This window comes from Variovorax sp. UC74_104 (assembly GCF_044055375.1).
GTDB lineage: Bacteria > Pseudomonadota > Gammaproteobacteria > Burkholderiales > Burkholderiaceae_C > Variovorax.
In genome coordinates this window covers 532683-552842 of sequence record NZ_CP171978.1, presented here as the reverse complement: position 1 = coordinate 552842, position 20160 = coordinate 532683, and the positions used below count along the sequence as shown (strand labels likewise).

At 66.8% G+C, this 20160-nt stretch carries 21 protein-coding genes and 1 pseudogene; 17 read left to right on the top strand and 5 right to left on the bottom strand.

All coding sequences use genetic code 11. From position 1 onward, the window contains the following. Positions 1-23 precede the first annotated feature (23 nt). Complete coding sequence (locus ACHMXA_RS02715; RefSeq protein ID WP_176665294.1) at positions 24-509, bottom strand: MarR family winged helix-turn-helix transcriptional regulator; 486 nt, start codon at positions 507-509, stop codon at positions 24-26. 145 nt (positions 510-654) lie between these two features. Between ACHMXA_RS02715 and recA the strand changes: the two genes are divergently transcribed. The 3 genes from recA to ACHMXA_RS02700 are packed head-to-tail and all read left to right on the top strand — an operon-like array spanning position 655 to position 2674. Then, positions 655-1758, top strand: coding sequence for a recombinase RecA (gene recA / locus ACHMXA_RS02710; RefSeq protein ID WP_176665293.1), 1104 nt, complete (start codon positions 655-657; stop codon positions 1756-1758). Between the two features lie 42 nt (positions 1759-1800). Then, entirely contained in the window at positions 1801-2262 is a 462-nt protein-coding gene (gene recX, locus ACHMXA_RS02705; protein WP_176665292.1) for a recombination regulator RecX, read from the top strand. After that, positions 2243-2674, top strand: a complete 432-nt coding sequence (locus ACHMXA_RS02700; protein WP_176665291.1) for an SRPBCC family protein — start codon at positions 2243-2245, stop codon at positions 2672-2674. The genes recX and ACHMXA_RS02700 overlap by 20 nt, the downstream gene beginning before the upstream one ends. A gap of 54 nt (positions 2675-2728) precedes the next feature. On the opposite strand, the gene ACHMXA_RS02695 is transcribed toward ACHMXA_RS02700, so the two are convergent. Continuing rightward, the gene (locus tag ACHMXA_RS02695) at positions 2729-3400 is read right to left on the bottom strand and encodes an RraA family protein (protein ID WP_395318256.1); all 672 of its coding nucleotides are present in this window, start codon (positions 3398-3400) and stop codon (positions 2729-2731) included. A 230-nt stretch (positions 3401-3630) separates the two neighbouring features. On the opposite strand from ACHMXA_RS02695, the gene ACHMXA_RS02690 reads away from it, so the two are divergent. Both ACHMXA_RS02690 and ACHMXA_RS02685 read left to right on the top strand, forming a co-directional pair. Next, positions 3631-4401, top strand: coding sequence for an SDR family oxidoreductase (locus ACHMXA_RS02690; RefSeq protein ID WP_395318254.1), 771 nt, complete (start codon positions 3631-3633; stop codon positions 4399-4401). Between the two features lie 13 nt (positions 4402-4414). Beyond that, the gene (locus tag ACHMXA_RS02685; RefSeq protein WP_395318252.1) at positions 4415-5269 is read left to right on the top strand and encodes an IclR family transcriptional regulator; all 855 of its coding nucleotides are present in this window, start codon (positions 4415-4417) and stop codon (positions 5267-5269) included. 4 nt (positions 5270-5273) lie between these two features. On the opposite strand, the gene yiaA is transcribed toward ACHMXA_RS02685, so the two are convergent. After that, positions 5274-5714: an inner membrane protein YiaA gene (yiaA, locus tag ACHMXA_RS02680; protein ID WP_395318250.1), complete on the bottom strand. Its 441-nt coding sequence runs from the start codon at positions 5712-5714 to the stop codon at positions 5274-5276. Between the two features lie 129 nt (positions 5715-5843). On the opposite strand from yiaA, the gene ACHMXA_RS02675 reads away from it, so the two are divergent. Then, on the top strand, positions 5844-6587 hold the full coding sequence (locus tag ACHMXA_RS02675; RefSeq protein WP_395318248.1) for a hypothetical protein: 744 nt from the start codon (positions 5844-5846) through the stop codon (positions 6585-6587). 34 nt (positions 6588-6621) lie between these two features. Here the strand turns inward: ACHMXA_RS02675 and argC are convergent, their stop codons facing one another. Continuing rightward, positions 6622-7545: an N-acetyl-gamma-glutamyl-phosphate reductase gene (gene argC, locus ACHMXA_RS02670; RefSeq protein WP_395318246.1), complete on the bottom strand. Its 924-nt coding sequence runs from the start codon at positions 7543-7545 to the stop codon at positions 6622-6624. 223 nt (positions 7546-7768) lie between these two features. Here argC and sucC point away from each other — a divergent pair, with 223 nt between their 5' ends. From sucC to tnpC, 11 genes and pseudogenes are all read left to right on the top strand, one after another. Continuing rightward, complete coding sequence (gene sucC, locus ACHMXA_RS02665; RefSeq protein WP_019653821.1) at positions 7769-8935, top strand: ADP-forming succinate--CoA ligase subunit beta; 1167 nt, start codon at positions 7769-7771, stop codon at positions 8933-8935. A gap of 10 nt (positions 8936-8945) precedes the next feature. Next, on the top strand, positions 8946-9839 hold the full coding sequence (gene sucD / locus ACHMXA_RS02660) for a succinate--CoA ligase subunit alpha (protein WP_126021035.1): 894 nt from the start codon (positions 8946-8948) through the stop codon (positions 9837-9839). Positions 9840-9959: 120 nt separating this feature from the next. After that, positions 9960-10643 carry a TerC family protein gene (locus ACHMXA_RS02655; protein ID WP_176665283.1) on the top strand — a complete coding sequence of 228 codons (684 nt, stop codon included), beginning with the start codon at positions 9960-9962 and terminating at the stop codon, positions 10641-10643. 31 nt (positions 10644-10674) lie between these two features. Further along, a complete protein-coding gene (locus ACHMXA_RS02650; protein ID WP_176665282.1) occupies positions 10675-11484 on the top strand; it encodes a Stp1/IreP family PP2C-type Ser/Thr phosphatase in 810 nt (269 codons plus the stop codon). 66 nt (positions 11485-11550) lie between these two features. Further along, the gene (locus ACHMXA_RS02645; protein WP_176665281.1) at positions 11551-12210 is read left to right on the top strand and encodes an FHA domain-containing protein; all 660 of its coding nucleotides are present in this window, start codon (positions 11551-11553) and stop codon (positions 12208-12210) included. Positions 12211-12261: 51 nt separating this feature from the next. After that, positions 12262-14521, top strand: a pseudogene (locus ACHMXA_RS02640) (CHASE2 domain-containing protein). Positions 14522-14550: 29 nt separating this feature from the next. Then, positions 14551-15354 carry a 3',5'-cyclic-nucleotide phosphodiesterase gene (locus ACHMXA_RS02635; RefSeq protein ID WP_395318242.1) on the top strand — a complete coding sequence of 268 codons (804 nt, stop codon included), beginning with the start codon at positions 14551-14553 and terminating at the stop codon, positions 15352-15354. Positions 15355-15565: 211 nt separating this feature from the next. Next, entirely contained in the window at positions 15566-16084 is a 519-nt protein-coding gene (locus ACHMXA_RS02630; protein ID WP_395318240.1) for a pilin, read from the top strand. 176 nt (positions 16085-16260) lie between these two features. After that, on the top strand, positions 16261-16776 hold the full coding sequence (locus ACHMXA_RS02625; RefSeq protein ID WP_395316601.1) for a transposase: 516 nt from the start codon (positions 16261-16263) through the stop codon (positions 16774-16776). After that, positions 16752-17102, top strand: a complete 351-nt coding sequence (gene tnpB / locus ACHMXA_RS02620; protein ID WP_395316602.1) for an IS66 family insertion sequence element accessory protein TnpB — start codon at positions 16752-16754, stop codon at positions 17100-17102. The genes ACHMXA_RS02625 and tnpB overlap by 25 nt, the downstream gene beginning before the upstream one ends. A gap of 35 nt (positions 17103-17137) precedes the next feature. Beyond that, complete coding sequence (gene tnpC / locus ACHMXA_RS02615) at positions 17138-18697, top strand: IS66 family transposase (protein WP_395316603.1); 1560 nt, start codon at positions 17138-17140, stop codon at positions 18695-18697. 267 nt (positions 18698-18964) lie between these two features. Here tnpC and ACHMXA_RS02610 read toward each other — a convergent pair whose 3' ends face one another. Next, the gene (locus tag ACHMXA_RS02610; protein WP_395316944.1) at positions 18965-20077 is read right to left on the bottom strand and encodes an IS5 family transposase; all 1113 of its coding nucleotides are present in this window, start codon (positions 20075-20077) and stop codon (positions 18965-18967) included. Between the last annotated feature and the right edge of the window lie 83 nt (positions 20078-20160).

The following is a 20160-nucleotide window of genomic DNA, read 5'->3' as shown; positions in this document are numbered from 1 at the left end:
CACAGTTGTCTCTTCGCCGGAGTCTAGCCCGCCGTATAGGCTTCGAGTCCGATGGTTACCACGGTGGCGATCTCGTCGCCCACGCTGATTCGGAACTCCTTCTCGGCCTGCGTGACGGCGCCGCGGAAGGCGTCGAGCCAGGCCAGCCCGTCGGCGGTGAAGAGCACGCGCCGCGCCCGCGCGTCCAGCGGATCGGGCCCGCGCGTGACCAGCCCCCAGGCCTCGCACTGGTCGACCAGCGCGCCCATCGCCTGCTTGGTCATGCCGGCGCGCTCGGCCAGCTCGGTGAGGCGCGAACCCTCGCGCGACAGGTGCCGCGTGATGTGGATGTGCGCCGCGCTCACCTGCGCGCGCGCCGCGAGGTTCGACAGGGCCAGCGGCACGTCGACGTCGTGCGCCATCAGCTCCAGCACGCGCTCGTCGAAGCGGCGCATGGCGTGGCCCAGCAGGCGGCCCAGGTGGGTCTGGCGCCAGGCGTCCTGGTCGGCGGGGAAGGGGGCTTCGGCCATGGCCAGAATGGTAAAGCAAACTGACCAAAAAACAGGTTCACGCCGAAGAATCAGCCCCTACACTACTGTTCAAGCATCCAGCCTGTAGTTAAACGCAGATGGGTGGTGTCACACACAAGCCATTGATCTTCAAGGAGTTTTTCACATGGACGCAGTAGTCAAGGGTTCGAACATCGGCGCCAACAGCGAGAAGGCCAAGGCCCTGCAGGCCGCGCTGGCCCAGATCGAAAAGCAGTTCGGCAAGGGCACCATCATGCGGCTGGGCGAGGGCGAGGTGCTGGAAGACATCCAGGTGGTCTCCACCGGCTCGCTGGGCCTGGACATCGCGCTGGGCGTCGGCGGCCTGCCGCGCGGCCGCGTGGTCGAGATCTACGGCCCGGAATCGTCGGGCAAGACCACGCTCACGCTGCAGGTCATCGCCGCCATGCAGAAGCAGGCCGGCACCTGCGCCTTCGTCGACGCCGAGCACGCCCTCGACGTGCAATACGCCCAGAAGCTCGGCGTGAACCTGTCGGACCTGCTGATCAGCCAGCCCGACACCGGCGAGCAGGCCCTCGAGATCGTCGACTCGCTGGTGCGCTCGGGCGCCGTGGACCTGATCGTGGTCGACTCGGTCGCCGCCCTCACGCCCAAGGCCGAAATCGAAGGCGAAATGGGCGACTCGCTGCCCGGCCTGCAGGCCCGCCTGATGAGCCAGGCGCTGCGCAAGCTCACCGCCACGATCAAGAAGACCAACTGCATGGTCATCTTCATCAACCAGATCCGCATGAAGATCGGCGTGATGTTCGGCTCGCCCGAAACCACCACCGGCGGCAACGCGCTGAAGTTCTACGCCTCGGTGCGCCTGGACATCCGCCGCATCGGCACCATCAAGAAGGGCGACGAGGCCATCGGCAACGAGACCAAGGTGAAGGTGGTGAAGAACAAGGTCTCGCCTCCGTTCAAGACGGCCGAGTTCGACATCCTGTTCGGCGAGGGCATCAGCCGCGAGGGCGAGATCATCGACATGGGCGTGAACGCCAAGATCATCGACAAGTCGGGCGCCTGGTACGCCTACAACGGCGAGAAGATCGGCCAGGGCCGCGACAACGCCCGCGAGTTCCTGCGAGAGAACCCCGCGCTGTCGCGCGAGATCGAGAACAAGGTGCGCGAGTCGCTGGGCGTGCCGCTGCTGGCGGCCGATGCCGACGAAACGCCCGAGAAGCCGCAGAAGGCAACCAAGGCCGACAAGGCCGACAAGGGCGAGTAAGCACGGGCGCGGCTCCACGGGGGCCGCGCGAGCGACCCCCGCATGGCATTCGACGCCCCCTCCCTCAAAGGCCGCGCGCTGCGCCTGCTGAGCCAGCGCGAGCATTCGCGCGCGGAACTGGAGCGCAAGCTGGCGAAGCACGAGGAAGAACCCGGCACGCTGGCGAAGGCGCTCGACGAGCTGGCGGCCAAGGACTTCATCAGCGAGCCGCGCGTGGTGGCATCGGTGCTCAACCAGCGCGCGGCCCGCTCGGGCGCGCTGCGGGTGAAGCAGGAGCTGCAGGCCAGGGGCATCGCGCCCGAGGCCATCGCCGAAGCCGTGGCCGGCCTGCAGGAAACCGAAGTCGAGCGCGCCACCGCCCTGTGGCGCCAGCGCTTCGACGGCCCGCCCGCCGACGCGAAGGAGCGGGCGAAGCAGATGCGATTCCTGATGGCGCGCGGCTTCTCGGGCGCCGTCGTGTCCAAGGTGCTGAGGAGCGATTTCGATGACGAAGCCGACGAATGAACACTCCGCCGCGCAGTCCCGCGTGATCACGCAGCGCGTGCAGTGCGAATGGCGCCGCGCCTACGTGCTGGCGGCCGACCCGAGGCGCCTGCCCGACTGGGCCAGCGGCCTTGCGAAGAGCGCGCTGGTGCCGCACGGCGACCACTGGATCGTGCGCACGCCCGAGAGCGGCGAAGCCCGCATGCGCTTCGCGCCGCGCAACGACTTCGGCGTGCTCGACCACTGGGTCGCGCCGGAAGGCGTGCCCGAGGTCTACCTGCCGTTCCGCGTGATCGGCGTCGCGCCCGACGCCTGCGAGCTGCAGTTCACGCTGCTGCGCCAGCCGCACATGGACGACGCGGCCTTCGAGCGCGACGCGCAGTGGATCGCCCGCGATCTGCGGGCGCTGCGCGACCTGCTCGAGGCAGAGTGATCGCCGAGTGATCGCGAGTGACCGGCCGGTCGCGGGCCGGGCAGCCGGCGGCGCTCAGAACTTGCGGTACTTCAGGTAGGCCTCCTGCGGATCGGTGCCCGCGAGGATGGCGGTGCGCACGAGGTTCTCGCGGCCCATCATGTGCTCGGCCTCCGCAATGATGGCCTCGGCCTGCGCGAGCGGCAGGCGGATCACGCCGTCGGTGTCGGCCAGCAGCAGGTCGCCGGGGTTCACCGTGACCTCGCCGATGCGCACCGGCACGTCCATCGCCTCGGGCAGCCAGTAGCCCACGATGTCGCGCGGCGTGAAATAGCGGTGCCACACCTGGAAGCCCTGCCGAATGATGAATTCCGCGTCACGCACGCCGCCGTCGGCGATCACGCCCAGCACGCCCTTGCGGCCCAGCGTCTCGGCCGAGAGCTCGCCCATGTGCGAGACGGTCGAGTCGTTGGGCTGGATCACCGCGATGTGGCCCGGCCTGGCGCGCGAGAGAAAGCCGGTCCATGCCATCAGCGTCTCGTGCGGATCGGCCGCTGGGTCGACGCGGCCGTTCACCGTGAAGGCCGGCCCGCAGAGCTTCTGGCCGGGGATCAGCGGACGCAGCGTGGGCGGCAGCGTGAAGTCACGCAGTCCCGCGGCGCGCATCACGTCATGAAGAATGCCGGTGTAGCAGGCCTGCAGGCGGGTGAGCAGGGAGTTTGCCGAGGCGTCGGCTGTCTGGGCCATGGGTGAATCCTGTTTTCTTGGGCAAAAACACTTTTCACGAATGAGGTTAGCGGTCGAGCCACCGGCAAAGGCTGGGGTTTGCGCGAATTTGCGGGTAACTACCGAGTCAAGAGCCGGCGAATAGGGGTTCCGACTGGGGCGACGATGCGCCCGACTCGCGTATATTTGATTTCATCAGTGAAATTTATATTTCACATGTGCGCAAAAACTCCCAACCAAAGGACATCCCCGTGACTTCACGCGTTCAAGGAAAGAACATCCTCGTTACCGCAGCCGGCAAGGGCATCGGACGCGCCAGCGCGCTGGCGCTGGCCCGCGAAGGCGGCACCGTGTGGGCCACCGACGTGGACACGGCGGCGCTGGCCGAACTCGCCGCGCTGGCCCGCGAAGAGGGCCTGGCGAGCCTGAAGACCGCCACGCTCGACGTGCGCGACACCGCCGCGGTGCAGGCCTTCGCCCAGGCCACGGGGCGGCTGGACGTGCTCTTCAACTGCGCCGGCTACGTGCACGCCGGCAACATCCTGGCCTGCGAGGAGGCGGACTGGGACTTCAGCATGGACCTCAACGCCAAGTCCATGTACCGCACCATCCGCGCCTTCCTGCCGGCAATGCTGGAGCGTGGCGGCTCGATCATCAACATGGCCTCGGCCGCCTCCAGCGTGAAGGGCGTGCCGAACCGCTTCGTCTACGGCGCCTCGAAGGCCGCGGTCATCGGCCTGACCAAGGCGGTGGCGGCCGACTTCATCCAGCAGGGCGTGCGCTGCAACGCGATCTGCCCCGGCACGGTCGAATCGCCCTCGCTGCGCGACCGCATCGCGGCCCAGGCCGAGCAGGCCGGCACCGACGAGGCCGCGGTGCGCGCCGCCTTCGTGGCGCGCCAGCCGCTGGGGCGCGTGGGCAGGCCCGAGGAGATCGCCGCGCTGGTGGTGTACCTGGCTTCCGACGAGTCGGCCTTCACCACCGGCGCGATCCATATGATCGACGGTGGATGGTCGAACTGAACAACGGGGAACGATGAAGCAAGCAGCGCCAGCGCCGGAAGAACAACAGGACCAGGAAGCCGGCGAAGGCGCTGCGCCGGAAGGCGAGGGCGCGCTGCGCTATGCCGCGCCGGCCCTGGAGAAGGGGCTGGACATCCTGGAGGCGCTGGCCGACAGCGTCTCCGGCTACACGCTCAACGAGCTGGCGCAGAAGGTCGGGCGCAAGGTCAGCGAGATCTTCCGCATGGCGGTGACGCTGCAGCGGCGCGGCTTCGTGCAGGTCGACGAGAACGACCGCTACACGCTCACGCTGCGCATGTTCGAGCTGGCCCACCGCCAGCAGCCGCTCAAGAGCCTGGTGAGCGTGGCGCTGCCGCTGCTGCGGGAGCTGGCCAACCGGTCCCGCCAGTCGTGCCACCTGGCCATGTACCAGGGCGGGCGCGTGGTGGTCATCGCGCAGGTCGAGAGCCCGGAGCGCTGGTCCTTCGGGCTCAAGGTGGGCGTGGTGATGGGGCTGACCGACACCTCCTCGGGCCACGTGCTGCTGGCCTTCCGCGACGAGATCGACCGCGCCCGCATGCTGCGCGCGCACATCGGCGTGGAGGGCGAGCCCGAGATGGACCCGGGCGAGCTCTTCGCCATCCTGCAGGAGGTGCGCGAGCGCGGCTACTCGGCCATGCCGAGCAGGCAGACGCGCGGCATCACCAACATCGCATTCCCGGTAATGGGGGCGGCCGACCACGTGATCGCGTCGATCAACGTGCCGTACATCGAGCGCATCGACCAGAAGTCGGCGCCCGACGTCGTGCAGGTGCGCGGCATCGTGGGCAACATCGCCGGGCGCCTGTCGGCGCTGATGGGCGCCAGCGGCTACAACGACAACGAGTAGGGGCTCAGCCCGCGTCGGGCGCTTCGTCCAGCGGTGCGGCCGTCTCGCTCTTGTGCGCAGCGATGTCGCGCACGTTCTTCTGCACCGCCACCGCGCCGAACAGGCTCAGCAGGAAGGCCATCGCGTAGAAGCCCTTCTCGCTGGAGGCCAGCGAGGCATTGAAGAGGCCGACGGCCAGCAGCGCCACCGACAGCAGCAGCGAAACCCAGCACAGGCCGTAGTAGATGCCGGTGACCTGGATGCCCTCGAGGCGGTCGCGCACCGTCTTCTGCAGCGACACGGCGGAGAAGAGGCCGTACATGAGCACGGTGAAGTAGTAGCCCTTCTCGTTGAGCTGCATGGCCGCGTTCCACAGCCCGATCAGGTAGACGACGGCGCCGATGAAAAGCGCTGCCCAGGAAGCGGCGACGAACGCCGCGGTCGGTTTCTGGAATCGGACGGCCATGGGATTCTCCTCGTATGGTTTGCGCGCGATTATGGTGGAGCGGCGCCGATGGCATGATCCGCGGCAGCCGCCCGATCGCACGGCAATCGCGCGCAAGGCGGCCGCCAACAACAACGGAGGAGTTTCCATATGTCGTCGACCGACCCCGCGGCCGAGCAGCCGTCGCTCGTGCGCACCGGTGCCAAGGCCGGGCTGTCCTTTGCCGGTTCCGTCATCAAGGGCGGCCTGCTCGGCGTGTTCCTGGGCGGCGGCGTTTTCTTCTTCTACCTGGGCCAGCTGCAAGGGCCGGGCAACGTGGCGGCACGCGCCGGCGGGGTGGGCGCGGTGCTCGCGCTCATCACATCGCCGCCGCTGCTGGTGGCGCTGCTGCTGCTGTTCTTCGTGGTCGTCTACGTGGCGCTGGGCGTGCAGCAAGGGCGTGCGCGCGCGATGCGGCACCTGGTCGAGGCGCGCGGCGAGGCGGTGTCGCAGCGGCTCGGCGGCGCGATCGCGAGCCGCATCGAGGCCATGCCGCGCGCGCACGGCGCCTTGCATCGCGTGGCCGACTGGCTGTCGGTCGATGCGCTGAGCAAACAGCTCGCGCCGGTGCTGGGCGAAGGCAAGGCGGTGCGCGCAGTCGTGGCCTTCGTGATCGGCAGGCTGCCGCTGAGCGAGATGCTGGCCGAATGGCAGCAAAGCCGCGCGGAAAACGGCGACGCGCCGGCGGTGGGCGAGGGCGGTGCCGCGCCGCAGGATCCGGCGCTGCGCGCGCTGCTCACGCGCCGCATCCACGAGACGCTTCAGGACATGGCTGCGCCCTCGCGCAAGCCGCTGTACATCGCGCTGGGCGCGCACGCGGCCCTGCTGGGCGTGGGGCTCTGGCTGGTGAAGTGACCGGCGGCGGCGTGCCGCCGTCGGAGCGGGGCGCTCAGCGCCCCAGCATCAGCTTCAGGTTCTGCACCGCGGCGCCGCTGGCGCCCTTGCCGAGGTTGTCGAGGCGGGCGATCACCACGGCGTGGCGATGGTCCTCGTTGGGGAACACGCGGATCTCGAGGTTGTTGGTGTCGTTGAGCGCGAGCGCCTCGAGCTTGCCGTCTTCGGTCGGCGGCAGCACCTTCACGAACTTCTCGGGCGTGTTGCTGCGCGCGTAGTGCGCGGCCAGCGCGTCCTGCAGGTCGCCGGCCTTGGGCTTGCCGGGCAGCAGGTCTAGGTGCAGGGGCAGCTGCACCAGCATGCCCTGCTTGAAATTGCCCACCGACGGGATGAACACCGGCCGGCGGGTGAGGCCGGTGTAGGCCATGATTTCGGGAATGTGCTTGTGCTTCAGGCCCAGGGCGTAGATCTCGAAGGCCGGGGCCTCGTCCTTCTCGTAGGCCTCGATCATGGTGCGGCCACCGCCCGAGTAGCCGCTCACGGAGGGCAGCGAGATGGGGAAGTCGGCCGGCAGGATGCCCGCGTCGACCAGCGGACGGACCATGGCGATCGCGCCGGTGGCGTAGCAGCCGGGGTTGCCGACGCGCTCTGCCTTGGCCACGGCCTGCCAGTGGCCTTCGGTGAGCTCGGGGAAGCCGAACACCCAGCCCGGGGCGATGCGGTGCGCCGTGGAGGCGTCGATGATCTTGGGCTTGGCGCCGGGCAGTTGGTCGATCAGCGCGACCGACTCGCGCGCGGCATCGTCGTGCAGGCACAGCACCACCAGGTCGACGCCGGCCATCAGTTCGCGCTTGGCGCCGGCGTCCTTTCGCAGCTCGGGGGCGATGCTCACGAGTTCGATCTGCGGCATCGCCTGCAGACGTTCGCGGATCTGGAGGCCGGTGGTGCCGGCTTCGCCGTCGATGAAAACCTTGGCCATGATGGAAGTGCCCCTGGGTAGCTGATAGAGGAGAGGACGTACGGCAGGTACGTATTGCCCGCAACCACACTCACAGTATTGGTGCGGCGCACCATGATACAGTCCGCGGTTGTTCGCCGCCCCCAGCCGTCAGGCTGCCGTCGCCCGCGGACAACAGAGCATAGACCCTCTCCAGCCCAGATCTCCCGATTTCTCAACTTCCTCCTTCCGAGAGACATCCCTCATGAAGATTCACGAGTACCAAGGCAAGGAAATCCTTGCCAAGTTCGGCGTGCCGGTGCCGCGCGGCATCCCGGCCTACACGGTCCAGGAGGCGGTTGAAGCCGCCCAGAAGCTTGGGGGCCCGGTCTGGGTCGTCAAGGCCCAGATCCACGCGGGCGGCCGCGGCAAGGGCGGCGGCGTCAAGGTCGCCAAGTCGATCGAGGACGTCAAGAAGCTCGCCGGCGAGATCCTGGGCATGCAGCTCAAGACCCACCAGACCGGCCCCGAAGGCCAGAAGGTCCGCCGCCTGTACATCGAGGACGGCGCCGACATCCAGAAGGAATACTACGTTTCGGCCGTGACCGACCGCGCCACCCAGAAGGTGGCCTTCATCGCTTCGAGCGAAGGCGGCATGGACATCGAGGAAGTGGCCCACTCCTCGCCCGAGAAGATCATCACCGTGTTCGCCGACCCGGCCCAGGGCCTGACCGACGAACAGGCCAAGCAGATCGCCGACGGCATCGGCATCCCCGCCGACTCCACCGCGCAAGCCGTGGACATCTTCAAGAAGCTCTACACCTGCTACATGGAGACGGACGCCTCGCTGGTCGAGATAAACCCGCTCAACCGTGACAGCAAGGGCAACATCATCGCCCTGGACGCCAAGTTCAACTTCGACAGCAACGCGCTGTTCCGCCACCCCGAGATCGTCGCCCTGCGCGACCTCGACGAGGAAGACGCGGCCGAAGTGGAAGCCTCGAAGTTCGACCTCGCCTACATCTCGCTGGACGGCAACATCGGCTGCCTGGTGAACGGTGCCGGCCTGGCCATGGCCACCATGGACACCATCAAGCTGTTCGGCGGCGAGCCGGCCAACTTCCTGGACGTGGGCGGCGGCGCCACCCCCGAGAAGGTCACCGAAGCCTTCAAGATCATGCTGAAGAACAAGAACGTGGAAGCCATCCTCGTGAACATCTTCGGCGGCATCATGAAGTGCGACACCATCGCCACCGGCGTGATCGCGGCCTGCAAGGCCGTGAACCTGCAAGTGCCGCTGGTCGTGCGCATGAAGGGCACCAACGAAGTCGAAGGCAAGAAGCTGCTGGCCGAGTCGGGCCTGCCGATCATCAGCGCCGACACCATGGCGGAAGCGGCCCAGAAGGTCGTGGCAGCAGTCAAGAAGGCCTAAGGAACAAGTCATGTCGATCTACATCAACAAAGACACCAAAGTCATCACGCAGGGCATCACCGGCAAGACCGGCCAGTTCCACACCGAGAAGTGCCAGGAATACGCGAACGGCAAGAACGCCTTCGTGGCCGGCGTGAACCCGAAGAAGGCCGGCGAGTCGATCTTCAACATCCCGATCTTCGGCTCGGTCAAGGAAGCCGCCCAGCAGACGGGCGCCACCGTGTCGGTGATCTACGTGCCGCCGGCAGGCGCCGCGGCCGCCATCTGGGAAGCCGTTGAAGCCGACCTCGACATGGCGATCTGCATCACCGAAGGCATCCCGGTTCGCGACATGCTCGAAGTGCGCAACAAGATGAAGGCCAAGGAAGCCGCCGGCGGCAAGAAGACGCTGCTGCTGGGCCCGAACTGCCCCGGCCTGATCACGCCCGACGAGATCAAGATCGGCATCATGCCCGGCCACATCCACCGCAAGGGCCGCATCGGCGTGGTCTCGCGCTCGGGCACGCTGACGTACGAAGCCGTGGCTCAACTGACCGAGATCGGCCTGGGCCAGTCGTCGGCAGTCGGCATCGGCGGCGACCCGATCAACGGCCTGAAGCACATCGACGTGATGAAGGCCTTCAACGACGATCCGGACACCGACGCCGTGATCATGATCGGCGAGATCGGCGGCCCCGACGAAGCCGACGCTGCCCGCTGGTGCAAGGACAACATGAAGAAGCCGGTCGTCGGCTTCATCGCCGGCGTCACCGCCCCTCCCGGCAAGCGCATGGGCCACGCTGGCGCGCTGATCTCGGGCGGTGCCGACACGGCCGAAGCCAAGCTGTCCATCATGGAAGAATGCGGCTTCACCGTGACGCGCAACTTCTCGGAACTGGCCAAGCTGCTCAAGGCCAAGCTGTAAAGAGACGGCTCCGCGACACCGGCCGCAGAGCCGGGTCATGAGAGGACCACGCAGAAACAAGAAAGCGCCCGCACTGGCTTGCGGGCGCTTTTTTCAATAAAACACAGTGGGATCAGAGACATGGAATTACTTCAAAGCACAGATTTCTGGATAGGTCTGCTCAAGATCATCTGGATCAACATCATCCTGTCGGGCGACAACGCGGTGGTGATCGCCATGGCGGCGCGCTCGCTGCCGCCCGCCCAGCAGAAAAAGGCCGTGCTCTTCGGCTCGGGCGCGGCCGTGGTGCTGCGGATCGTGCTCACGGTGGTGGCGGCCAAGCTGCTCGCCCTGCCTTACCTGCAGATCATCGGCGGCCTGCTGCTGCTGTGGATCGGCCTGCAGCTGCTGAGCGAGGAAGACGACGGCGACGGCGAGTCCAAGGAGTACGGCAGCATGATGGCGGCCGTGCGCACCATCCTGCTGGCCGACCTGGTGATGAGCCTGGACAACGTGATCGCTGTCGCTGCCGCGGCACAGGGCAGCATGGTCCTGCTGATTCTCGGCCTGGCGATAAGTATTCCCTTGGTGATTTTCGGCAGCACGCTCATGATCAAGCTCATGGAACGTTTCCCGATCATCGTCATGCTGGGTGCCGCGCTGATCGGCTGGGTCGGCGGCGAAACCATCGTGCAGGACGCCATCCTGCGCGACACGCTGGCGGCCAACCCCTGGCTGCACTACGCGGCTGCCGCCGCCGGTGCGGTGTTCGTCGTGGCCGTCGGCCGCCTGATGCAACGGCGTTCGCACGCCGCTGCGCACTGAGCACTTCGAGAGAGATCGGCGCTGACAGACCATGGCGAGTGTCGGCGTCTCCCTTTTCTCCACCCGCCCTCCGCTGACCTGGGAATTCGCCTCCCTGACCGATGTCGGCCGGACGCGCGCCCATAACGAGGACGCCGTCCACGTCGATCCGGCCCTGGGCCTGGCCCTGCTGGCCGACGGCATGGGCGGCTACAAGGGCGGCGAGGTGGCGAGCGCCATGGCCGTCTCGCTGATGCACGCCAGCTTCGGCCGCTGGTTCGCCCAGGCCGGCATGCAGGCGCCTTCCCGCGTGGTCCGGCGGGCCCTGCAGGCGGCCACCGACGAAGCCAACAGCTCGATCCTGCACGCCGGCATGACCAACCCCGAACTCCAGGGCATGGGAACGACCCTGGTGCTGGCGGCTTTCCGGCCGCAGCGCGTGGTGGTCGGCCACATCGGCGACTCGCGCTGCTACCGCGTGCGCAACAACAAGCTGGAGCTCCTCACCCGCGACCACTCGCTGCGCCAGCAGCAGCTCGACGCCGGCGCCATCACCGCCGAGGAAGCCCTGAATTCGCCCACCCGCAACCTCGTGACGCGCGCCGTCGGCGTGGAGGCCCAGGTCTTGCTGGAAATGCACGAGCACAGCGCAAGACCGGGCGATCTCTATATGCTTTGCTCCGACGGGCTCAGCGAGATGGTTTCGGATGAGCAGCTTTTCACGCTTCTAGAACACGATGTCGGGCTTCAGAAAAAAGCATCACTTTTGGTTGCAATTGCAAATGAGAATGGCGGACGGGACAACATTTCCGTTGTCCTGGCCAGCGCGAGCGTTGCGGAAACGCCCCGCACGGGCAGGTAGCGGGCTCCGGCGCCGGTTTTCCGGCCTGCCTGCCGTGTTTCAAGCTTTGGATTCGGAGAGTCGGCAATGCCGAAGATGATCATCTCGGTCGATGGCGTTGTCATCGGGCAAGTGGCGCTCGCCAAGGAACGCACGACGCTGGGACGCCGTGCCTACAACGACATCGTGATCGACAATCTGGCGGTCAGCGGCGAGCACGCCGTGCTGCACATGAGCGGTGGCGAAGTCGAAATTGAAGATCTCAACAGCACCAACGGCACCTACGTCAACGCGCTCGCCGTCCAGCGGCAGGCGCTCAAGGACAACGATGTCATCGAGGTCGGGGGCTGCCGCATCCACTTCCGCGCGCGCAGCAACCTGGACCCGGCCATCGGCGCCGGCTCGGTCCGCGCCACTTCGGGCGAATACCCGTCGGGCGCCATGCCGCTGTCGTCGGCGCCCACGGAATCCGGCGCGCTGGTCGAGCTCGGCGTTCCCGTGCTGCGCGTGCTGTCGGGCGCCAACGAGGGGCAGGACGTCGGGCTGCAGAAAGTCGTCACCACCATCGGCAAGCCGGGGGTGGCCGTGGCGGTGGTCACGCGCCGGCGCCAGGGCTACGTGGCCGCGGGTGTCGAAGGCAGCGTCACGCTCAACGGGCTGCAGCTGGGCGCCGAGGCCGTCGCGCTTCAGGAGCGCGACGTGCTCGAGCTGGGCGGCGCCACGCGCATGCAGTTCGTGCGCATCTGAGCCGCCTTTTCCCTTGGCTTGCCGCGGTCACGCCCGCACGGACCCGGCACCGTGAGAGACGAGCTGCGGCGGCACTGGCCGCGCATCGCGATCACCCTGCTGCCGGTGCTGCTGGCGCTGGCGCACGCCACCGGCACCTGGCGGTTGACCGCCCTCGAGCGCCTTGACCAGCTGATCTACGACGTCCGCCTGCGCGCTACCATGCCGGGCACGCCCGACGCGCGCGTGGTGATCGTCGACGTCGACGACGCCAGCCTGGCGCGCCAGGGCCAGTGGCCCTGGCCGCGCGACAAGATCGCCCTCCTCACCACCGAGCTGCTGACGCGCCAGCAGGCGGCCGTGCTCGGCTTCGACGTCATGTTCCTCGAGCCGGACCGCAGTTCGGGCCTCGAAAGACTCAGGCAGATCGCCAGCGGCCCGCTGAAACGGCATGCAGGGCCTGGCCGCAGAGGTCGAGCGGCTCGCGCCTTCCCTCGATCACGACGCCGCGCTCGCCGCGGCGCTGGAAGGCCGGCGCGTGGCGCTGGGCTACTACTTCACGCGCACCGGAACGCCCAGCGCCAAGGGGCAGCTGCCCGCGGCTCCCCTGCTCACGGAAGGCGCTTTCCCGCCGGGCGGTACCTACGCCACGGGGTGGAACGGCTTCGGCGCCAGCCTGCCGGCGCTGGCGAAGGCGGCGCCGGTGGCGGGCTTCCTCAACACGCTCGTCGGCGCGAATGCCGACGGCGTCATCCGCAGCGTGCCGCTCATCGCCCGCTACGACGGCGACAAGGCGCAGCCGGGTTACTACGAGTCGCTGGGGCTCGCGGTCTACAGGCTTGCGAACGGCTCGCCGCCCGTGCAGCCGGCTTTCGCGTCGAGCGCGGGCGCCATGCCCCGGCTCGAGTCGCTGAGGGTGGGGCGGCTGCGCATCCCGGTCGACGGCACGGGCAGCATGCAGGTGCCGTTTCGCGGGCCCGGCGGCGCGGACGGCGGATCGTTCCGCTACGTGCCCGCCGCCGACGTGCTCGAGGGCCGGCTCGGTGCGGGCGAACTCAAGGGCCGGATCGTGCTCGTGGGCGCCACGGCGCCGGGCCTGCAGGACCTGCGCGCCACGCCGGTCGAGGCGGCGTTCCCCGGCGTGGAGGTGCACGCCAACATCGTCTCCGCGCTGCTCGACCAGCGCCTGCTCAGCGTGCCCGACTACACGCCCGGCTACGAGGTGCTGCTGGTCGTCGCCACGGGGCTCCTGCTGGCCTTCGGGCTCTCGCTGCTGTCGGCGCCGCGCGCCGTGCTGCTGGCCGCGGGCGTGACCGTCGCGCTGATCGCCCTGAACGCCCGGCTGTACGTGGGCGCCGGCCTCGTGCTGCCGCTGGCTTCCGCGCTGGCCATGACGGCGCTCGCCTTCGCGCTCAACATGAGCTGGGGCTATTTCGTCGAATCGCGCGCACGGCGCGGGCTGGTGCGGCTCTTCGGCACCTACGTGCCGCCCCAGCTCGTCAACGAGATGATGGCCCACCCCGACCGCTACAGCATGCGCGCCGAGAGCAAGCCCATGACCGTGATGTTCTGCGACATGCGCGACTTCACGCGCCTGTCGGAGCAGATGGCGCCGGCCGAGCTGCAGGCCTTTCTCAACACCGTCTTCAGCCGGCTCACCAACGTCATCAGCGCGCACCGCGGCACCGTCGACAAGTACATGGGCGACTGCGTCATGGCCTTCTGGGGCGCACCCATCGACACGCCCGACCACGCCACGCTCGCCGTGCGCGCCGCGCTCGACATGGCAGATGCCGTGCACGACATCAACCGCGCCCACCGCGCCAGCGGCCGGCCCGAGATCAGTGTGGGCATCGGCATCAACAGCGGCGTGATGAGCGTGGGCGACATGGGATCGGCGGCTCGCCGCAGCTACACCGTGGTCGGCGACGCGGTCAATCTCGCGTCGCGCCTCGAGGGCCTGAGCGGCCACTACGGCATCGAAGTGGTCGCCAGCGGCGCGACGCGCGAACTCGCGCCCGACTTCATCTGGCAGGAGCTCGACAGCGTGCGCGTCAAGGGAAAGGCACAGGCCGTTGCCGTTTTTACGCCCCTCGCCGCGCGCACGCCCGAAGCCGTGGAGCAGACGCAGCAGCTGCTCGAACGCTGGGGCGAAGTGCTCGCCGCGTACCGTCGCCAGGACTGGGCCATGGGCCGAAACTTGCTCGCGCCCCTGCTCGCCGCGGATGCGAAAAAAGTCCTTTACCAGCTCTACGCCCAGCGTTTAGCCTCGATGGCGTTGCGACCGCAAGACCCGAACTGGGACGGCGCAACCCGGTTCGAGACCAAATGACGACGGACACATAAGAGGGGTCTTTCACAATGCAGGTTCGTGTGCTGGGTTGCTCGGGCGCCATCGCCAAAGACTGCCGCACCACCTCGTTCCTGGTCGACACGGACCTGCTCGTCGATGCGGGCACCGGTGTCGGAGACCTCACGCTCGATGAAATGGCCTGCATCGACGACGTCGTGCTCACGCACAGCCACCTCGACCACATCGCCGCGCTCCCCCTGATGCTCGACGCGATCGGCAGCCGCCGCGCGCAGCCGCTGCGCGTGCATGCGCTGAGCGCCACCATTGACGCGCTGCGCACGCACGTGTTCAACAACGTCATCTGGCCGGACTTCGAGAGCATTCCCAGCCTCGAGGCGCCCTTCGTGAGCTTTCACGACATCGCCGTGGGCCAGCAACTGCCGCTGGGCAGCCGCGAGCCCAAGGTGGTCGAAGTGCTGCCCGCGTTCCACACCGTGCCTGCCTGCGGCTTCGCCGTGCGAAGGGCCGAGGGCGGCGCCCACTGGGTGTTCAGCGGCGACACCGAGCGCAACGCGCCCTTCTGGGAGCGCGTGAACGAGCTCGACGTGGCAATGCTCGTGATCGAAACCGCATTCAGCAGCCGCGAGCAGGCGCTGGCTGAGCGCAGCCTGCACCTGTCGCCCGCGCTCCTGGCTGGCGAACTGGCCCACATCGCGCCGGGTAGGCAGTACCCGATCTACATCACCCACACCAAGCCCGCCGAAACCGACGAGATCATGAGCCAGATCGAAGCCCTGGTGGTCGAGCAGGCGGCAGGCATGGCGCAGCGGGACATCCGCTGGTTGAAGGTGGATGGTGTCCTGACTTTCTGACTGCTGGTCAGTGATGCGTGGCATGACAAATTTGTCACCAGGTGTCGCATCTTGAGGCAAGTTGTGTCACATGGTGTAACGACAAAGTGGCTTCAAGTGACGTGTTCGGTCGGTGGAAGGGCCTGAAGACGGGTGGCACGGATGCTGCGGAAGGTACCTCGCTCCGGGCAGGTTCCCGGGCGTAACAACCAACCTACCTGGAGTTCCTTAAATGAACGTTCGTACCGTCGCCCGCCGCGCTCAGGCCGGCTTTACCCTTATCGAACTGATGATCGTTGTGGCGATCATTGGTATCTTGGCTGCTATTGCGCTGCCGCAATACCAAAATTACACGGCTCGCGCTCAGACTACAGAAGCAATGAACCTGCTCGCCGGCCTGAAGACTCCGGTCATGGATCTCTCCGGTAGCAACGGGCTGGCTACGGCGTGCAGCACCGCCGACGCAGTGCCTGGGGATGCTGCCGCTACTCCGCCCGTGGCCCCCATTCCTGCTGGCGCTCTGAATACGTCCAACAATTTCACGTTGTCCGGCAAGTACGTTGCCAACATCGTAGCTACGGCGAACGCCGGTACCTCCTGCGCTCTTACTGCAACCTTCAAGACCACGGGCGTGAACGACAAGCTGTCGGGCAAAACCGTTACCTTCACGTACACCGCTTCGAACGCCGATTGGGCCTGCACTTCCAACCTGGACGCATCGGTGCGTCCTAAGACTTGCTCGGCTTCCTAACGATCTGAGGCCACTCAGAACGACTGTGACAAAGCCGCCTCTGAGGCGGCTTTTTTTCGTCCACATTGTCATAGGGCCATGCATAAACCGTAAGCCGTCAATTAACCACGCCCTTGTTCAGGGAGCAATGAGCTGTGAGGCTACGTGCCCATGTATAGCAACATGGACACGTAGACATGACAGAGCAGTACGCAGAGTTGAGAGGCCGGTTGGTTGTGGGGCGCAAGAGTGACGGTCGCGGCGTCTACGACGAATCCGCCAAGAGGGAGTTGATCGTTGCCTGTCTCAAGCAGGGAGTGTCGGTGGCACGCATGGCGATGGAGCACGGTGTCAACACGAACCTGCTGAGGACCTGGATCGCGGCTTACCAGAGGCGAAGCGCCCAAGTGTCGGCGGGCGACATCGCGCGAACGCAAGATGCGGCATTCGTTGCCGTACACGTGGAGGGCGAACAGGATCCGCCGCAGCGCGAGCGTGCGGTGGCTGTGCCCGCGGTAGCCCACACACCTGCCACGGCCGTGGCGGTGATCCCGGATGAGAGCCCCTTGGCGACACCGACTCCGATGGTCGGTTTGCAGGTGCGGCTGCCCAACGGTGTGCAGCTCGATCTCGGCGAGACGAGCTTGCAGGAATTGCCGACGCTGGTGCAGATGTTGAGCCGATTGCCATGTTCCGCTTCGACGAAGGGCTGAAGGTCTACCTGCATCGCGAGCCGGTGGACTTCCGGCTGAGCATCAACGGCCTGGCGGTGCTGGTGGAGCAGGCGCTGGGCCTGGATCCGTTCGCATCGTGCGCCTACGTGTTCAGCAACCGCAGGCGCGACCGGGTGAAGATCCTGGGTTGGGAGCGCAACGGCTTCTGGCTGTTGCTCAAGCGGCTGGAGAAGGACAGGTTCATCTGGCCCTCGGCCGAGGCGGTTCCGGCGCTGACGGCCGAGCAACTGCACTGGTTGCTGGAAGGCATCGACATCGCGGTGGTGCAACGCCACCCCCATCTGCGCTATTGCAGCGTGGCCTGACGGAACAATGCTGGGGCACGCCGATCCAAGCTGGCGTGTCCACGCCTGCCACCATCACCGCTGAAGAACTCGCTGGCCTCATCGCCGAGCGCGATGCGCTGGCCGGCGCGCTTCGTATTGCGACCACCGAACGGGACTTGGCGCTCGAACGGTTGAGGTCGCTGCAGCGCCAGCTGTTCGCCGCCAAGAGCGAAGCGCGCGGCACCGAGCAGAAGGATCTGTTCCTCAACGAGGCCGAAGCACTCGCGCCCACTGATCAGGCACCGCAGGCCGAGACTGACGAAGAGGAATCGACACCGGTCGCCGGGCATCAGCGCAAAAAGCGCGGACGCAAGCCGCTGGACCCCGCGCTGCCGCGCGAGATCGTGCGCCACGAGCTGCCCGAGGCCCAGCGCGTGTGCGCACACGACGGACACGCGCTGGTGGAGATCGGCTCCGAGATCAGCGAGCAGATGGATGTCATTCCCGAACAGGTGCGCGTGCTGCAGCACCACCGCATCAAGTACGCATGTCCCTGCTGCGATCAGAGCCTGAAGGTCGCACCGGCGCCGGCGCGCATCATCCCTCGCGGGCTGCTCACCGAGCAGGCCCAAGCCTGGGTCATCACCGGCAAGTATCAGTTCGGCATGCCGCTGTACCGCACGGCCGCGCTGCTGCGCCGCTTCGGTGGCGACATCGTGAGCAACACCCTGGCCTCTGGCGTCGTGCGCATCGGCCGGGCTGTGCAGCCCGTCATCAACCTGCTGCGCGATCACCTGCTCGACTCGGACCTGATCTACGGTGACGAGACCACGGTCCAGGTGCTCAAGGAGCCCGGAAGGAAAGCCCAGACGAAGAGCTACATGTGGGCGCAGATGAATGGCACGGGTCCACCGGTACGGCTGTTCGCCTATGCGCCGGGGCGCGGCGCCGTGCACGCCGAGAAACTGTATGCCGGCATCCGCCCCGGCACCACGCTCATCACCGACGGCTACGAGGTCTACAACGGCATCGCGAAGGCCGGTGGCCTCACGCATCTTGGATGCTGGGTTCACGCGCGCCGACCGCTGATCAAGGCCGAGGAGGCCATCCCGAAGGCAGCTCGTTCGCTCGACCAGCTCGCGACCCGGTTCGTGCGGCTCATTGGCAAGCTGTACCGCGCGGAGGCACTGGCCAAGGACTGGACGCCCGCGCGTCGGCTGCGGCTGCGTTCGCGCTACAGCGCCGCCGTTGTGCGCAACATCGAGCGGTTGCTGCTCACGCACCTGCACAGCGTTGCGCCGTCGAGCCTGCTGGGCGAAGCACTGCACTACCTGCATGGGCAGTGGCCCAAGCTCGTGCGGTTCCTGGACAACGGAACCTGGCCGCTGGACTCCAACCCGGTGGAGAACGCGATCCGGCCCTTCGTCGTTGGAAGACGAAGCTGGTTGTTCGCCGACACCGTGGGCGGCGCGAACGCCAGTGCCAACCTGTACTCGCTGATCGAGACGGCCAAGGCCAACAACGTCGAGCCCTACCGCTACCTCGTCGCGCTGTTCAAGAAGCTGCCGCTGGCACAGACCGTCGACGACTACGAGGCGCTGTTGCCCTGGAACATCGAGCTCGGCTCGCCGTAGACCACCCCGTGCACGTCGATTCCGACACCGCGCGCAAGGGCGTGGTTTATTGACGGCTTACCATAAACCAAAAATTCGGGTCAGATTTAAGACGGCCCATGAAGTGAACTCTTGGGACTAGCAGGCTGTTGAATTTCGCCGAATCGAACTGACCGATGCGGCTGACGCAAGTCCGACAGGTCCAGATTGGCGCCTTCGAACGCCGGCTCGGGTCCTGCGGTTAGCTTCTGCGCTGCTTCAGGAGCCATGTACAGGCCGTTTGCCGCCTCATGGCATCGCTCCTGGCGGCACCCCGCACAATATTCGAGCCATCCGCACGATGTTGCTGGCCGTCATGGTCAGCTTGAAGTGCTGGTCAACCCGTCTGATGCCCCGGTAGACCGTCTGGCGGATATGTCCGATCGTCTTGCCCCAGCCGAAGTGCTCCTCGATGCGCTTGCGCATGGTTTGACTGACCCTATAGCTCTCATGGCGCGTGGTACGCCCGTCAATGGCGCTGCCGCCCTGATGGGCGAGGTTGCTCGCCACGTGCGGCGTCACGCCGCGCTGGCGGCACCCAGCGACGAAGTCGCGCATGTCGTAACCCTTGTCTGCACCCAGCGTCTTGGGGCCACCCCTGGGCAGCGTATCCAGCATCGCCAATGCGGCTGCGCGCTCGCCGTACCCATCCGCATGCGTCACCACGGCGCTCACGACCAGTCCAGATCGGTTCTCCATCAGCACATGCCCCTGGTACGCCAGGATCGCCGCCTGGCTCTTGCCCTTGCGGAACAGCCGCGCGTCCGGGTCTGTCGTACTCCTATGCGTGTCGTTGCTGCGCGGCTTGCCTTTCCAGTCGGCCAAGTTGTTACGCCCGCCACTTCCAGCTCCCTTGTCGGGCGGCTCGCTGCCATCCTTGGTCACGAAGCTCTTGTGGCTGGCCCATGCCTGGATCAGCGTGCCGTCCACCGAGAAGTGTTCCTTGCTCAGCAGCTTGCGCTTGTCGGCCAGACGCATCACCTCGGTGAAGAACTGCTCCACCACGGCGTGCTCAAGCAAGCGATCACGGTTCTTGGAGAACACCGAGTGATCCCACACGGCATCGTCGATCGCCAAGCCGATGAACCAGCGGTACAGCAGGTTGTAGCGAATCTGCTCCATCAACTGCCGCTCGCTGCGTACCGAGAACAGCACCTGAATGAGCATGGCCCGCAGCAGCTTCTCTGGTGCCACCGAAGCGCGACCGCTGTCGGCGTAGACCGAGTTGAACAGCCCGTGCAATCCAGCCAGCGCCTCGTTCACCAGATTGCGGATGGCTCGCAGCGGGTGATCGCCAGGCACGAAGTCCTCCAGCTTGGCCACCGTGAACAGCGCTTCCTGCATCCCGTCCGAGCCTCGCATCGTCTGTACCCCTGTCGTTGCGGTATGAGGCAGCTTATTCGCCATCCATCGTTAGCGAATCAGCATTTGCGCGGACGAATTTC

Coding starts and splice junctions, on each gene's coding strand:
- yiaA (WP_395318250.1), bottom strand. CDS start 5,714: ATGGCCGTCCGATTCCAGAAACCGACCGCGGCGTTCGTCGCCGCTTCC.
- tnpB (WP_395316602.1), top strand. CDS start 16,752: ATGTTCCGCTTCGACGAAGGGCTGAAGGTCTACCTGCATCGCGAGCCG.
- ACHMXA_RS02715 (WP_176665294.1), bottom strand. CDS start 509: ATGGCCGAAGCCCCCTTCCCCGCCGACCAGGACGCCTGGCGCCAGACC.
- argC (WP_395318246.1), bottom strand. CDS start 7,545: ATGGCCAAGGTTTTCATCGACGGCGAAGCCGGCACCACCGGCCTCCAG.
- ACHMXA_RS02695 (WP_395318256.1), bottom strand. CDS start 3,400: ATGGCCCAGACAGCCGACGCCTCGGCAAACTCCCTGCTCACCCGCCTG.
- ACHMXA_RS02675 (WP_395318248.1), top strand. CDS start 5,844: ATGTCGTCGACCGACCCCGCGGCCGAGCAGCCGTCGCTCGTGCGCACC.
- recX (WP_176665292.1), top strand. CDS start 1,801: ATGGCATTCGACGCCCCCTCCCTCAAAGGCCGCGCGCTGCGCCTGCTG.
- ACHMXA_RS02645 (WP_176665281.1), top strand. CDS start 11,551: ATGCCGAAGATGATCATCTCGGTCGATGGCGTTGTCATCGGGCAAGTG.
- ACHMXA_RS02685 (WP_395318252.1), top strand. CDS start 4,415: ATGAAGCAAGCAGCGCCAGCGCCGGAAGAACAACAGGACCAGGAAGCC.
- ACHMXA_RS02655 (WP_176665283.1), top strand. CDS start 9,960: ATGGAATTACTTCAAAGCACAGATTTCTGGATAGGTCTGCTCAAGATC.
- ACHMXA_RS02650 (WP_176665282.1), top strand. CDS start 10,675: ATGGCGAGTGTCGGCGTCTCCCTTTTCTCCACCCGCCCTCCGCTGACC.
- ACHMXA_RS02610 (WP_395316944.1), bottom strand. CDS start 20,077: ATGCGAGGCTCGGACGGGATGCAGGAAGCGCTGTTCACGGTGGCCAAG.
- sucD (WP_126021035.1), top strand. CDS start 8,946: ATGTCGATCTACATCAACAAAGACACCAAAGTCATCACGCAGGGCATC.
- recA (WP_176665293.1), top strand. CDS start 655: ATGGACGCAGTAGTCAAGGGTTCGAACATCGGCGCCAACAGCGAGAAG.
- ACHMXA_RS02630 (WP_395318240.1), top strand. CDS start 15,566: ATGAACGTTCGTACCGTCGCCCGCCGCGCTCAGGCCGGCTTTACCCTT.
- ACHMXA_RS02635 (WP_395318242.1), top strand. CDS start 14,551: ATGCAGGTTCGTGTGCTGGGTTGCTCGGGCGCCATCGCCAAAGACTGC.
- ACHMXA_RS02625 (WP_395316601.1), top strand. CDS start 16,261: ATGACAGAGCAGTACGCAGAGTTGAGAGGCCGGTTGGTTGTGGGGCGC.
- sucC (WP_019653821.1), top strand. CDS start 7,769: ATGAAGATTCACGAGTACCAAGGCAAGGAAATCCTTGCCAAGTTCGGC.
- ACHMXA_RS02700 (WP_176665291.1), top strand. CDS start 2,243: ATGACGAAGCCGACGAATGAACACTCCGCCGCGCAGTCCCGCGTGATC.